This window comes from Shewanella woodyi ATCC 51908 (genome assembly GCF_000019525.1).
Lineage (GTDB): Bacteria > Pseudomonadota > Gammaproteobacteria > Enterobacterales > Shewanellaceae > Shewanella > Shewanella woodyi.
Window position 1 is genome coordinate 5,306,795 of the sequence record NC_010506.1, and the last position, 13,828, is coordinate 5,320,622.

At 42.3% G+C, this 13,828-nt stretch carries 11 protein-coding genes; 4 read left to right on the forward strand and 7 right to left on the reverse strand.

The genetic code is table 11. The annotated features are described in order from the left end of the window. Positions 1-49: 49 nt before the first annotated feature. Both SWOO_RS22445 and SWOO_RS22450 read left to right on the forward strand, forming a co-directional pair. Positions 50-1,183: a sensor histidine kinase gene (locus tag SWOO_RS22445; RefSeq protein ID WP_012326959.1), complete on the forward strand. Its 1,134-nt coding sequence runs from the start codon at positions 50-52 to the stop codon at positions 1,181-1,183. Positions 1,184-1,210: 27 nt separating this feature from the next. Then, positions 1,211-2,032, forward strand: coding sequence for a LytR/AlgR family response regulator transcription factor (locus tag SWOO_RS22450; protein ID WP_012326960.1), 822 nt, complete (start codon positions 1,211-1,213; stop codon positions 2,030-2,032). Positions 2,033-2,142: 110 nt separating this feature from the next. Here the strand turns inward: SWOO_RS22450 and SWOO_RS22455 are convergent, their stop codons facing one another. The 6 genes from SWOO_RS22455 to pmbA form a co-directional block, all read right to left on the reverse strand. Next, the gene (locus tag SWOO_RS22455; RefSeq protein WP_012326961.1) at positions 2,143-3,234 is read right to left on the reverse strand and encodes a hypothetical protein; all 1,092 of its coding nucleotides are present in this window, start codon (positions 3,232-3,234) and stop codon (positions 2,143-2,145) included. Positions 3,235-3,377: 143 nt separating this feature from the next. Next, a complete protein-coding gene (gene arsJ / locus SWOO_RS22460; protein ID WP_012326962.1) occupies positions 3,378-4,634 on the reverse strand; it encodes an organoarsenical effux MFS transporter ArsJ in 1,257 nt (418 codons plus the stop codon). Positions 4,635-4,880: 246 nt separating this feature from the next. Continuing rightward, complete coding sequence (locus SWOO_RS22465) at positions 4,881-5,891, reverse strand: ArsJ-associated glyceraldehyde-3-phosphate dehydrogenase (RefSeq protein WP_012326963.1); 1,011 nt, start codon at positions 5,889-5,891, stop codon at positions 4,881-4,883. Positions 5,892-5,987: 96 nt separating this feature from the next. Further along, complete coding sequence (gene arsB / locus SWOO_RS22470) at positions 5,988-7,052, reverse strand: ACR3 family arsenite efflux transporter (RefSeq protein WP_012326964.1); 1,065 nt, start codon at positions 7,050-7,052, stop codon at positions 5,988-5,990. Positions 7,053-7,131: 79 nt separating this feature from the next. Beyond that, complete coding sequence (locus SWOO_RS22475) at positions 7,132-7,479, reverse strand: metalloregulator ArsR/SmtB family transcription factor (RefSeq protein WP_012326965.1); 348 nt, start codon at positions 7,477-7,479, stop codon at positions 7,132-7,134. Positions 7,480-7,836: 357 nt separating this feature from the next. Next, a complete protein-coding gene (pmbA, locus tag SWOO_RS22480) occupies positions 7,837-9,177 on the reverse strand; it encodes a metalloprotease PmbA (protein ID WP_012326966.1) in 1,341 nt (446 codons plus the stop codon). A 251-nt stretch (positions 9,178-9,428) separates the two neighbouring features. On the opposite strand from pmbA, the gene yjgA reads away from it, so the two are divergent. Further along, positions 9,429-9,968 carry a ribosome biogenesis factor YjgA gene (gene yjgA / locus SWOO_RS22485; protein WP_012326967.1) on the forward strand — a complete coding sequence of 180 codons (540 nt, stop codon included), beginning with the start codon at positions 9,429-9,431 and terminating at the stop codon, positions 9,966-9,968. An 82-nt stretch (positions 9,969-10,050) separates the two neighbouring features. Continuing rightward, positions 10,051-12,582, forward strand: a complete 2,532-nt coding sequence (locus SWOO_RS22490; protein WP_012326968.1) for an autotransporter outer membrane beta-barrel domain-containing protein — start codon at positions 10,051-10,053, stop codon at positions 12,580-12,582. Positions 12,583-12,688: 106 nt separating this feature from the next. Here the strand turns inward: SWOO_RS22490 and SWOO_RS22495 are convergent, their stop codons facing one another. Beyond that, positions 12,689-13,825 (reverse strand): ABC transporter permease, encoded by a 1,137-nt coding sequence (locus SWOO_RS22495; RefSeq protein WP_041418367.1) that lies wholly within the window; start codon positions 13,823-13,825, stop codon positions 12,689-12,691. Between the last annotated feature and the right edge of the window lie 3 nt (positions 13,826-13,828).

Here is a 13,828-nt window from a genome sequence, read left to right on the forward strand (position 1 = left end):
GAGATATTAACTGCACTATTCAGTGCCACTTACCCAATAAGTGAAAACAATGATGATAGGCAAACTCAACACATCATCTTTAATGAGTAATAAGAATGCTCAACTTTGGTTGTTAGTACTTGGATACTGGTGCTTTGTCAGTGTTATAAGCCTGTTTACATTAACATTATGGTATGGCGCAATAAGTTGGCTTCATATTGGTCATACCATTATTCAATCTGCACTGGGCTTTATACTCTCCTTCCCCCTCTATTTTGCAGTGATGGCTATTTGGGAACAATCCCTGTTTATGAGGGTATTGAAGAGCATCTTACTCACCATATTCGTTGCCTTAATATGGACAGTCGCCAGACTTGCTATTTTTATTCATATGACCACTTTTGATGATCAATGGAATGATTTTGGTGGTTGGCTTTTCGGCAGTATCTTTATCTACTTAGGTTTAGTCGGCTTCTTTCACGGCATGAAATACTTCCAATTACTTCAGAATAAACATGATGTCATGCTCAAAACAGAAGCTGAAATCAAAGAGGAACAGATTAAAACCATGCGGGCACAAACTGTGGCAAGAGATGCACAGATCAAGATGCTGCGTTACCAACTCAACCCACACTTCTTATGTAACACCTTAAATGCAATTAACTCGCTAATCGAGATTGAAGAACCTAAAAAAGCACAGAGAATGGCCATTCAGCTGAGTAAATTTCTACGTTACTCCTTAGATAATAATCCCAACACTAAGATCACGTTAGAGAATGAGTTAAATGCTCTTAACCTCTATTTAGAGATAGAAAAAACACGATTTTCTGAACGTCTCAAACTCGATTTTAATATCGATAAACAAGCTTTACAGGCAAGTATTCCAAGCTTATTACTGCAACCCATTATCGAAAACTCGATGAAACATGTTATCGCCAAAAATGAAAACGGCGGCACAATTCGTTTATCTGCCAACATCACTGATCATCAATTGGTACTGGTGTTAAGCGATACAGGCTCAACAAATATAGACAGTAAGATGCTAAAAAGCTCCAAAGGACGAGGAATTGGTTTGCGCAACATAGATGAACGACTTAAGATCCTCTATGGAAATGATTTTCTTTTTGAACTGAATATTATGGCTTCAGGTGCACTTAAAACAACGATTAAAATCCCCTATGAGCCTCTCAATAATTCATCTTAAAACTGTCAGTCAAAATGAGTTAAGAATATGATCAAGCTAAGAACATTGATAATTGATGATGAACCATTAGCCCTAAAATTATTAGGTTCAAAATTAAAAAATATTCCTGAAATTGAGATTGTTGCCCAGTGCAATAATGGCAGAGAAGCGATTGCGGCGACCATAGAGTTTGAACCCGATCTTATCTTTCTCGATATTCAGATGCCCGGAATTGATGGGTTTGGTGTGATAAAAAAGCTGCAAACAGAGATCTTACCCTTAGTCATCTTCACCACTGCATTTGAACAGTATGCGTTAGATGCCTTTGATGTGCATGCTGTCGATTATATTTTGAAACCGATTGATGATGAGCATATCCAAAGAGCCGTCTCCCGTGCAATACAGCGATTTGAAACCGGTGAAACACGCGAAAATAAGCCTAAGATAATCGGGGCAATTAATGAGATTAATTTAAGGGAAAGACGTGCTGACGCTCATGAAAATAACCAAACAGATAAACCTACTAGCTTAGATAATATTGAGCGTAAAATTGTCATAAAGGACAGAGATAACATCACCATTCTCAAACAATCTGAGATTGAATGGATAGATGCTGCTGGTGACTATGTGTGCATACACACAGATGCTGAAACCCATATCAAACGCAGTACATTGAAGAATCTACTTCAAGATTTAGACCCCTCGATTTTTAAACGAGTACACAGGTCGACCATAGTAAACCTGAACTATATCCAGAAAGTGATCCCCCATACCAAGGGCGAGTTTTTCCTAAAGCTCGGAGAGTATGATCAAGTCAAAGTGAGCCGAAATTATCGAGATGTGATTAAATCTTTCCTATCGGAAAGCTAAACATATAGTTTGGTATTAAGCTCTTGCTTAATGATTCCATAAGTTATGGCCAATTAATCACAACTTTTCTCTTAAAAAATAGAATAATAAAATCAGCATTATATCTCTTTTTATTTTTCCAACTCTTCAATCATTTTATTAGCGTAACGCTTAATTTTAGTTGATGAAGTCTGTGCGGAAATATCATTAAGAAAACCTATGTAGTCTGAATTCTTACTTCTACCTATAACCCTTATTAACCAAGCTACAGCATCGGTATTCTGATCACTTAGGCGCTTCAACTCTTCTTCAATTTTTTGGCTAATAACGTCCAAAGCATTAGGGTATATATAGTCACTCTTATAGTATTTCTTTGCATATTCCCTTAACTCTTTTGGATCTGTAGAACTCATCTCTTTCTTTAACCGCTGAAGATTACTTTCACCTCCGCCAACAACAGGAATGATCTCAATAACTGTAGCAATTTTAATAAAATCAGGCCCTCCATTAAAAACAAACTGAGCTATATCTTCATAGAAGAAAACAGTCTTATCTCGAGTCCTTTTGAAGAAATTACCTTCAATAACAGAAACCTTAGTAGGCTCTCCTAACCTCACTTTTACTAGTTCCGAAGATTCACCTAAATTGATATTTGAAAGTTCATCTACGTTGACACTCTCAGTAAATACAGGGTCATACACCTTACTTTTCACTACCAATTCAGGAGCTTTATCACTCTTTTCTCCCTCTTCAAGCTTAGAGATGACTTTTCCATGAATATCTTCAATCCAGACTGCCGAGTATGTTTCACTCAACTCGCCTTTGACAAAATAAAACTCATCTTTATTTGGGGTAAACTCTATCTCCCCTTCAATCGCGTAGTTTTCATCTGCGTTAAACATATACAAGATAGGTGCAGCACGAAAAACTTCACCTGCGACTTTTAATGTTAATTTGGCCTTGGGCACTTTACGACTATAACCAACAGCAACAAGTTTCGCTCCTTGCCCAGATGAGGCTCCATTTGTACTCCGTACGGCATTATACATTGGCTTACCATTCATCTCTTTTACATAAAAAAAGTGCGCGGATGAAAGTGTCTTATTAGAGTATGTGTCAGATATAGTAACCGCTTCACCTGTATAGCCTTTAGGTATTGATGATTCATAGCTCACACAGGCAGTCAGAAAATTAAATAAAACAAATAAAAATAGCGCTCTCATTACTTTCCCCTAAAAAACTTTTATTCACTCAACATCTCATTACTAGCAGATAACTTCAACATTTTTGCAACAAGCATGTTTTTTAACTGCAGGGGTAACAAGTAGCTATAGGGTAGAAAGTTCTAACTCAAACAAAAGCTAAATCAAAAATGTAAATCACCTTCATTCAAAGGCGACTGATTTTTGGGCAAATAAAGACTAATCAAGGCCGTTATGGCTAGCATCCCTGAGGAGATCCATAAACAAGCTTCGAGTCCTGCTACTTGATACACATAGCCTGATAATACTGTGCCGAGTAATCTTCCCATGGCATTAGCCATGTAGTAGAAACCGACATCGAGAGAAACACCGTCATCACTGGCGTAGTGAACAATCAAGAAACTATGTAGTGAAGAGTTAAGCGCAAATACAGCGCCGAAAATCATCAAGCCTATAAGTAAGCTCAGTTCAGGGCTGACATTAAACATCAAAGCAAGGGCAATCAATCCAGGGATGGCTGCGAGTGCACACACCCAAAACAGCGCCTCTTTGCCACCAGGGGGATGACCATCAGCTCTTGAGGTTAACTTAGGTGCTTGAGTCTGTACAAAACCGTAGGCGATAACCCACAGAGCTAGAAAACCACCGACGTAATAGTGATCCCAGCCAAATTGACTACCAAGGTAGAGCGGAAGAGCAACAACAAACCAGACATCACGAGCCGCAAATAGGAACAATCTCGCTGCAGATAAGATATTGATACTACGACTCTTAGAAAAGATCTCACTGAACTTAGGTTTACTCTTGGCTTTACCTAAATCTTTTTTAAGGCTAACAATACTCATTATCCAGATGATAGCTAACCCAGCAGCCATAATGGCGATCGCAGACTTAAAACCAAACAAGCTCAACAGAGCACCACCTAGGAAAAAACCCGCTCCTTTAAGTGCATTTTTAGAACCTGTTAATTTGGCTATCCAGCCATAGAGTTTCTGTGAACTTTCCTGCGCAGAGTCACTGTTGACCAACATCTTAATCGAGCTTTTAGCACTCATCTTATTAAGATCTTTAGCTATCCCCGACAGACCTTGAGCAGCCATAACCCAAACAAGCGTTAACATGCTATTGGGTACCAGTAACATGCAGAGGGCTACAACCTGCAAGCCTAGCCCTATGTTCATAGTGCGATTTAAACCAAGTCGAGCCCCAAGGTAACCACCCACTAAGTTTGTCACCACACCGAAGATCTCATAGAAGAGAAACAGCATGGCGATAGCCAGCGGTGTATAGCCTAGCTGGTGAAAATGAAGCACCACCAACATGCGCAAGGCACCATCTGTCAGGGTAAATCCCCAATAGTTTCCCGTCACAATCAGGTACTGCTTCACCTGCTCCGGCAAGGCTTTGAGCTTAGTTAACATTTCATTCCCTAGTTTCGAGTTTCGAGTTTCGAGTTTCGAGTTTCGAGTTTCGAGTTTCGAGTTTCGAGTAGAAAGTGACCCACACACGATAACAAAACAAAGCTATTTTTGCTTTAACTCGTAACTCGCCACTTTCTTAACTTTGTCTTTAACTCGAAGCCTTGTCTAAACGCCCAACCATTCTAGCAAGCTCGGCTGTTCGGTTGACTTATATCGGCACACTCGTTGTCATACCAGACATTGCTGTTAAGCCTTGTCTAAACGCCCCACCATTCTGGCCAACTCGGCTGTTCGGTTTGCGTACCCCCACTCGTTGTCATACCAGACATAGAGCTTAACCTGTGTGCCGTTTACCACCATGGTCGATGGAGCGTCGATAATACTTGAGCGTGGATCTGTCTTATAATCCACCGATACTAGAGGGCGCTCTTCATAGCCTAAGATATCTTTTAGCTCGCCTTCTGCCGCCTCTTTCAGTAAAGCATTCACCTCAGCTTCTGTGGTCACTTTTTCAAGTTCAAACACACAATCTGTAATAGAGGCATTAGCCAAAGGGATGCGCACAGCGTGGCCATTGAGCTTTCCCTTAAGTTCAGGGAAGATATGGGTGATCGCGGTTGCCGAACCAGTCGTTGTCGGAATAAGGCTAAGTCCGCACGCACGGGCACGACGCAGATCTTTATGGGGAGCATCCAATATGGTTTGCGTATTCGTGATGTCATGAATTGTGGTCATTGAGCCATGCTTAATACCGATCTTTTCATGCAGCACTTTCACAACTGGCGCCAAACAGTTAGTGGTGCAGGAAGCTGCTGTAACAATTGGATGTAGCGCCTTATCGTAATATTGATGATTCACCCCCATCACAATATTCAATACCCCCTTCTCCTTAACAGGAGCAGTTACTACAACACGCTTAACTCCTTGTTCAAGATAGGCTTGCAATAACGCTTTGGTTTTCATCACACCAGAGGCTTCGATAACCAGATCGCAGCCAGACCAATCAGTATCTGCAATCGCCTTATTGGCTGTGGTGGCAATGCGCTTGTCACCGATAACAATATCACTGCCATCGTTAACCGCTTCATGCTGCCAGCGACCATGGACCGAGTCGAATGTCAGTAGGTGCGCTAACGTTTTTGCATCACCAGCGGGATCATTAATCTGTACAAATTCAACATCATCCCAATCCCATGCTGCTCTCAGTGCCAAACGTCCCATGCGGCCAAAGCCGTTTATTCCTATCTTGATACTCATATCAAACCCTTTGATTGTTATCTTTAAATACTATTTCTAAACTCTTTTTAAAGTACTCTTTTAAATACTATTTCTAGAAGCTTATATAACTAAACACTACTCAGTAGAGCTAAGCGGTGTAGACTGCTCATCACTGCTAATATCACTTTCAAACTTTGCTCGATTACGATTCACAAAGGCCACAAGCGATAACATCACAGGCACCTCGACTAACACACCCACAACCGTCGCCAACGCAGCACCGGAGTGCAGGCCAAACAGTGAGATGGCCACAGCAACAGCAAGCTCAAAGAAGTTTGAGGTAGCGATCATGCACGCAGGCGCGGCGATCTTATGACTCAGCTTTAGCCTCTTCGCGGCGTAATAGGCGATAAAAAAGATGCCATAGGTCTGGATGAGTAGCGGGATAGCAATGAGCAGTATATTTTGCGGTTCATTAAGGATTGTTTGCGCTTGAAAGCCGAATAGCAGAACGACTGTCATCAACAAGCCAACCATAGACCAAGGTTTCAGCTTAGCGATAAGCTGGGTCAGTGAATCAAGCTCCCCCTTTTTCTCTAAACGTCTACGAGTAAGCACTCCCGCCACTAATGGCAACACTACATAGAGGAAAACAGAGGAGAGTAAGGTTTCCCACGGCACCTCGATATCACTCACACCCAGCAGGAATGCACAGATAGGTGCGAAGGCGACCACCATGATGAGATCGTTAACTGACACTTGCACTAAGGTGTAATTAGGGTCGCCCTTGGTTAGTTGACTCCAGACAAACACCATGGCCGTACATGGAGCAACCCCCAGTAAGATCATGCCAGCGATATATTCAGTTGCCGTCTGTGGGTCAACCCAATCAATAAAGAGCACATTGAAAAACAACCAACCTAAAAAGGCCATGGTAAATGGCTTCACCAACCAGTTAATCACTAATGTTAGCCACAATCCCTTAGGGCTCTTTCTAACATCTTTAACAGCAGCAAAATCTATCTGTACCATCATGGGGTAGATCATGATCCAGATAAGCAGGGCTATCACCAAGTTCACATGGGCATATTCCAGCGACGCCACCGTGACGAATATAGTTGGAAAAAGGTTACCTAAGAGCACGCCAGCTACAATAGATAATCCCACCCAAATACTGAGATAACGTTCAAAAAGTCCCATCACTTAACCCTTACTACTTAAAGCTATTACTTGAAAATACTGCTAAATATTCATCGCAAATGAAAAAACGATACTGAAGCTAGTCGCAGCAGCTTTTTACGCGATCGGGTCTATCACCCATCTGTTTCAAACGAGTCAAATTCGACTCTATCAGCTCACCGTTGGCTAAAAAGGTTTCCTCAACCACCTTCAGCGCCCAAATAGGTAGGCTCGGATTAATTCGATAAAACACCCACTGCCCCTGACGTTTATCTAGCAGTAACCCAGCCTTGCGAAGCTGAGCTAAATGCCTAGAAACCTTTGGTTGACTCTCCTCCAATGCCTGCATCAATTCACACACACAGAGCTCCTGCTCCGCTTTAATCAATAACAAACTGCGTAAGCGAGTTTCATCGCTAAGCGCTTTAAACAGATCCAGAGCTGTCATGGTAAACCTCAATTAAAAATATCAACAACCAGATATATGGATAATCATATATATGATTATCCATATATGCAAATTTGAATTTAGAGGGAAATGAGAGTGAGCGGTGAGTATCGAGTTAAAGGCTATGCGGGGAAAGTTACGAGTGGCAAGCTAAAGATAGGACTAAGAAAGTGGCGAGTTAAAGATAAAGCAAAGAAAGCCCAAAAGGTCTTTCAATTACTCTGAATATATCTCGATGCAAAACTCGAAAGCATTAATCACGGGCTAAAGGCAGTCCGTAGAAAGTGGCGAGCTAAAGCAGAGACAACACCTCAATGCTTAACTCGCAACTCCTAGCTCGTAACTAGAATCCCTAGCTTAATTACCCGCTATCTTCATATCACTCAGGAGTATACCACCAGTGCGGATCGATGAGCGCAGATCACGATCGCTACTAACAGCGACGATATTTTGGAACATATCTTTAAGATTTCCAGCTATGGTGAACTCCTCAACCGGATAAAGAATAACGCCGTTTTCAACATAGAAACCCGCAGCGCCACGAGAGTAATCTCCAGTCACTGCATTCACGCCTTGACCCATCACCTCAGTCACAATAACCCCAGTTCCCATCTGCTTAACAAGCTCATCAAATGTCTGACCTGTATGGGAGAGAGTCCAGTTGTATATACCACCAGCATGCCCGGTATTTTTAAGACCCAACTTACGTGCCGAATAGCTAGTCAAAAGGTAAGTCGACAACACACCATCTTTGATAATACTGCGATCTTGAGTCGCTACCCCTTCACTGTCATATATCGCACTGGCAAGCGCCCCTTTCAGGTGTGGCTGCTCCTCAATAGAGAACCAATCAGGGAATATTTGTGTGTCGATAGAATCGAGTAGGAAACTAGATTTACGATATAGACTACTGCCGCTGATAGCACTAACCAAGTGACCCATTAATCCCGTTGCGATATCTGGAGCCAATAAAACAGGAAGTTCAGTGGTCGCAATTTTGCGGCTATCTAAACGGCCTAGTGTTTTCTCAGACGCCTTTTGACCAACCTCTTCAGCGGAAAGTAGCTCATTGAAATTACGTGAAATGGTATAGTCATAATCACGCTGCATATTGCCATTACTCTCACCTATGACAACGCAACTTAAGCTATAGCGTGAACTTGAAAAGCCATTCAAAAAGCCGTGGCTGTTACCGTAAACCTTTAAACCTGTATGTGCATTTGCACTGGCACCATCAGAGTTAGTGATTCGGCTATCCACATTCAGTGCCGCTTCTTCAGAACGCGCAGCCAGCTCTGTGAGTTGCTCAGCGGAGATATCTTGAGGATGGTACAGCTCAAGATCGGGAAACTCAGTTGCCATAAGCTCAGCTTCAGCCAAGCCATTATTTGGATCGCTAGAGGTAAACCTTGCAATATCGTCAGCTGCTTTGACAGCCAATTTAATCGCTTCAGGACTAAGATCTGATGTCGATGAACTGCCCTTGCAGCCATCACGAAATAGGGTAATACCTAAGGCACCATCTTTATTAAATTCAACGGTTTCAACCTCTTTTAGCCGAGTAGAAACGGATAAGCCTTGCTGCTTGCTTATCGCAACTTCAGCTGCGGTTGTACCAAGTTTATTTGCATAATCTAACGCCATAGATACAGCGTCTTTCAATAGATCCAGTTCAAGGTCAAGGCTAGGTGTCGTCACAAATCTGCTCTTTTATTATCAGGAATTTAGTAAGCATAACAAACCCGATCACCAATCACATTAAATAACTGCTAAAGCGAAGCTAGGATATCGATTAGAAAGCAAAACATAGGCCTACAATGAGTAACACAGAGAAAAGTATACCCAAGCTACCTCGACATACTCAACCCTGCACCTTGAGGTTGTTTGGGTATAGGTGATTCCCTCCTGAAATGTTATTATTACCTTAGTTTTTGTTAGAGAATTTTTTTATGAATATAGTCGGTGATTCAGAACATTTTAAACAGCCCTTTGACCATGATGAAGATTATGTCAGCAGAGCGGACGCAAAGCGTGAAATAGCGATTTACCAAGAGCTAGGTATGAAGCTAGTGGCACTCAGTAAAACTCAACTTAGCAAGTTAGAACTTGATGAACTTATATATGACAATGTGCTGAAAACTAAGACGATAAAAGTAAACACTGAGGCATATCGTCGCCATTTGCAGTATATAGGTAAGTTAATGCGTAACGTTGATGTCGAAGCACTACAGCAAGATATTAAAAACGTACTAAACCAAAATAGCAACGAGAGCGCAAAGCAGAACGTCGCTGAGAAACTAAAAGATCAACTTATCACTGAAGGTGATGACGCGGTTCAGGCCTTAGTTGAGAAACACCCTGGACTTGAAAGACAGAAGTTACGCCAACTTATTCGCCAAACAAAGAAAGAGTTGACGAAAAAGCCTGAGCAAACCTCCAAATCAGCAGTTGAGCTAGTAAAATATTTACGAACTGAGATCGCTGAATAATTTAGTTTTTATCACGAAGTAGTTATAATAAGTTCTATACTTTTTAACCCTTCCATGACTTTACGTCACAAGGATGTTGCTAATGCGACTGATAAAAACCGCTCTTGTTCTCCCTATTACCCTTATCGTCCTCGCTCTACTCGGGGGCTGTAATGGCTCCTCCGATGATAGTAGTGGCGGCGGTGGTGAAGAAAACAGTGGAGAGTATGCGCTATCACTAAGTTATAAAACTGTAGTCGATGGTCAATGTGCTGAAGCAACTAATGACTTAAGTTTTTCAAGCAACGCTAGTATCTGCGTGGTTGCCAACTTAACTCAAGGTGGCAAGGCTAGCAGTGGCGGTTTAGTCAGTTTCAGCGCCAGCTTAGGCACCCTTGCTCCAGCCACTAAACTGACCAACTCGAGTGGCTTAGCTGAAGTTATTCTAACCCCGGAAGCTGGAACCCAAGGTGCAGGTACTGTTACAGCTCAGTTCGATACAAAAGCGGCTGAAAATAACATTCTCACCATTGAGCGAAACTATGAGTTCACGTCAACAGCTGCTCCCTCAGAGCCTAAGTTCACTTTAAATAGCGCAATAATCAATGGGACGACTGTTGTCACTCAGTTTAAAGCTGACGAAACAGTACAACTACAAGCACAATTCTTAAATGAGCAGGGCCAAGGAGTTGCAGGCAAAAAAGCGACTTTTACGGCTGGTAACGCTAATTTAAATCCAAACTCTGCATTAACTAAAGAAAATGGTATTGCCCAAGTCAGTTATACACCAACAGAAAGTGAGCTCGGTGCAGCCAATTTTTCTGTAACTCTGGATGATGAAGGTAAAACTTACCAAAGCTCAGGCCTCTATGAAGTACTTGCAAAGGATGCTGTAAGCGATGACGGTATTATCGTCATTGGTTATTTCTCAGAAGATGGAAATACCTTTACAGAAAATGAATTAGCAACAACATTGCCCCTAGTAGCTGGTAGCCGAACTGTAAGCGCGGGTGGTACATTTGGTGTCACAGCTGATTTAGCGACGAAAAATAACGATGGCAGCTATACACGCCTACAAACGCCAACCAGCGTCAGTTTCAGTTCAAGTTGTATACTGAGCAACAGTGCAAGTATCGACTCACCAGTCACTACGCTTTCAGGTATAGCCAGATCTACTTTCCAAAATACTAATTGTAGTGGTAATAGTTCACGTGATGACCAGATCATCGCATCAGTAGTTGCAGGAAATCAAACTATCTCTGCAACACTTGATTTCGTCCTCGCCAGACAAACTCTAGCTAATATGAGCTTTATTTCTGCTGAGCCAACATCGATTCGAATTAAGGGCGCAGGTGGTACAGGAACAAGTGAATCTTCATTGATCACATTTAAAGTATCTGATGCTAACGGCCAAGCAATTGCACAACAAACTGTTGATTTTACACTCGATACAACCATTGGTGGAATCAGCTTTGCAGATGGTGGTAATAGCACAAGTAACACCAGCAACTCCTTTGGTCTAGTCAGCGCAACCGTACTATCAGGAACAGTCCCTACGCCTGTACGTGTATTAGCAACAGCCACTGCGAATAATGAATCAGTCTCTAGCCAGTCAGAGCAGCTTACGGTAAATACAGGCTTACCTCAGCAGCTAGGGTTTAGCCTATCAACGTCTGTAGCTAACCCTGAAGCTGGAGACTTTAATGGTGAAACCGCTTTAATTACCGCATATGCCTCCGATAGTTTCGGTAACCCAGCTCCCGATGACACTACCATTAACTTTACTACTGAAGGTGGTCAGATAGAACCTAAGTGTCTGACACAAAATGGTACATGTTCCGTCACTTGGACATCGGCTAGCCCACGTGTTCCAGATCATCGCATCACAGTACTTGCCTATGCCCTAGGTCATGAGACTTTCTTCGATACAAACGGTAATAATGTGTTTGATACGAATGATTATGAAACAGTTAAAGATAGCGAGGGAAATGATTCAATCAAAACTTATTTGGCTTGTCTTAATAATCAGGGAATGGCAAAAGCCTGTTCAGGTAACGGTATGGATATAGAAGCTTATCTTCCTAAAGGTTTAAGCGATTTACCTGATGCATTCCGTGACGATAATGAAAATGGTATCTATGAGCTAGGTGAAAAATATTTCAATACAAATAACACTCCTGAATACATGATACCAAATGGTAAATTTAATGGTCCTCAATGTGAGGGAGATTACTGTGGAGTAAGTACTTATATTCGCAAGGCACTGGTAATGACTATGTCTGGTTCAGATGCAGACTTTACTGTGTATCAAGATAATGTACAGGTATACAGCACAGCTACAGGGCTAGGAAACGTAACTTCAATACCTGTAAATGGTAGCTCTAATTTCACAGTTCGATTTTATGATAACGCGAATCAAATTATGCCTGCTGGAAGCAATGCAGCAATTTCAGCGACAAATGGTACCTTAGCCTTTAATGGTTACACTGTACCAAGTGGTAATTCTCATGGCGGTACTCAGACTAGTTTTGGTTTATCACATGATGGTGAAACTGCGCTTAGTCAAGTATCTATAAGCTTAACAACACCACTTGGGACAACAACAACACTAACAATACCAGTACAACTGCTCTAGTATCCTAGGTTATCATACAGGTAAGTGCTAAAAAGCCCATTTAGATACAGATCTAAATGGGCTTTTTGTTATCTCAACACACAGCTTAAAGCTTATAACTAAAGCCTTATCGACTCTCTTTCAATCTTCTCGAAACACCATAAAGAGCAAGTAAAAAGAACACTGCGAACAGGCCCCATAACTGCAGCCACTTAGGCATAATACTCGACCATGATGCTCCCATCTGATTAAGCTCCAACATCCCCATAATCGCGGGAACGGCGGGAATAGCCTGAGATATCCAGATCAAAGGTTCAGGGATCAATGCCAGAGGCCAAACAAAACCTGAAACAAACATAATGGGCATAGAGGCCAACAACAAAACTTGAGTTGGCAGATCGCGGCGTACAAATAAGCAACTGAGTGCGATTCCCGCTACGCTGGTCGCCAGTAAAAAGGGCAATAGGAATAGTGCGACCAAGCCCAAACTGGCCTGAATACTCACCTGGTACCAATAAAAGCAGAAGCCCACATAAAAGCTGCTAAAAAATAGATAGATCAGCATAAATGCTGAGATACGACCTGAAATAAGCTGCAGAGGAGATAACTCACTCCAATATCCTCTCGCTTTCCATTGGCCTGCCCCCAGTATTCCCGTACCAATCAGCAAAGTTTGATGCAAGATCAACAAAAAGAGTCCAGGGACGACATATGGGGTATAACCTAGGCTTGGGTTAAATGCGGGTACACTGTTCACCTTAACAGAGTTAAGACTCTGAGCCGCCTGCTCTGGAGCCTCACCTTTGGCTAACATACCGAGCAACTGTACCTGCTTGCCTGCATCCATACCAGCCGTCACTAAGCCCTCAGCCACTGCCGAATAGATCAAGAAATAACTGGCATCGCCGCCATAACTTAAGGTCACTCCCTTACCTAACAGTAGATCTCGTCTAAACCCTTCAGGAATAACTAAAAGCCCATGAGCGCGACCCGACTCAATCCAGGTTTTCGCTTCAGTGATACTCCCCACTTGGCCTATTACACTTATTTTAGGGCTTGCATCAGCGTGACGAATTAAACGACGACTCAATGAGGAGTGGTCGAGATCCACCACAACCAACTGCTGCTCAGTCGGTACCTGATGCAGATAAGGCAAAGGATAGAGAACCGAGTAAAACAGCACACCACCGAACAGGGTCACTGCGATAGCTTTATCCGACACAATCGCTTTTAACTCAGATAGCACAAGTTGCCAGAAGGTCATGGT

What these genes read in the sequence shown, in the direction of transcription:
- SWOO_RS22445 (WP_012326959.1), top strand. Translation starts at nt 50, where the DNA reads ATGATGATAGGCAAACTCAACACATCATCTTTAATGAGTAATAAGAAT.
- SWOO_RS22450 (WP_012326960.1), top strand. Translation starts at nt 1,211, where the DNA reads ATGATCAAGCTAAGAACATTGATAATTGATGATGAACCATTAGCCCTA.
- SWOO_RS22455 (WP_012326961.1), bottom strand. Translation starts at nt 3,234, where the DNA reads ATGAGAGCGCTATTTTTATTTGTTTTATTTAATTTTCTGACTGCCTGT.
- arsJ (WP_012326962.1), bottom strand. Translation starts at nt 4,634, where the DNA reads ATGTTAACTAAGCTCAAAGCCTTGCCGGAGCAGGTGAAGCAGTACCTG.
- SWOO_RS22465 (WP_012326963.1), bottom strand. Translation starts at nt 5,891, where the DNA reads ATGAGTATCAAGATAGGAATAAACGGCTTTGGCCGCATGGGACGTTTG.
- arsB (WP_012326964.1), bottom strand. Translation starts at nt 7,052, where the DNA reads ATGGGACTTTTTGAACGTTATCTCAGTATTTGGGTGGGATTATCTATT.
- SWOO_RS22475 (WP_012326965.1), bottom strand. Translation starts at nt 7,479, where the DNA reads ATGACAGCTCTGGATCTGTTTAAAGCGCTTAGCGATGAAACTCGCTTA.
- yjgA (WP_012326967.1), top strand. Translation starts at nt 9,429, where the DNA reads ATGAATATAGTCGGTGATTCAGAACATTTTAAACAGCCCTTTGACCAT.
- SWOO_RS22490 (WP_012326968.1), top strand. Translation starts at nt 10,051, where the DNA reads ATGCGACTGATAAAAACCGCTCTTGTTCTCCCTATTACCCTTATCGTC.
- SWOO_RS22495 (WP_041418367.1), bottom strand. Translation starts at nt 13,825, where the DNA reads ATGACCTTCTGGCAACTTGTGCTATCTGAGTTAAAAGCGATTGTGTCG.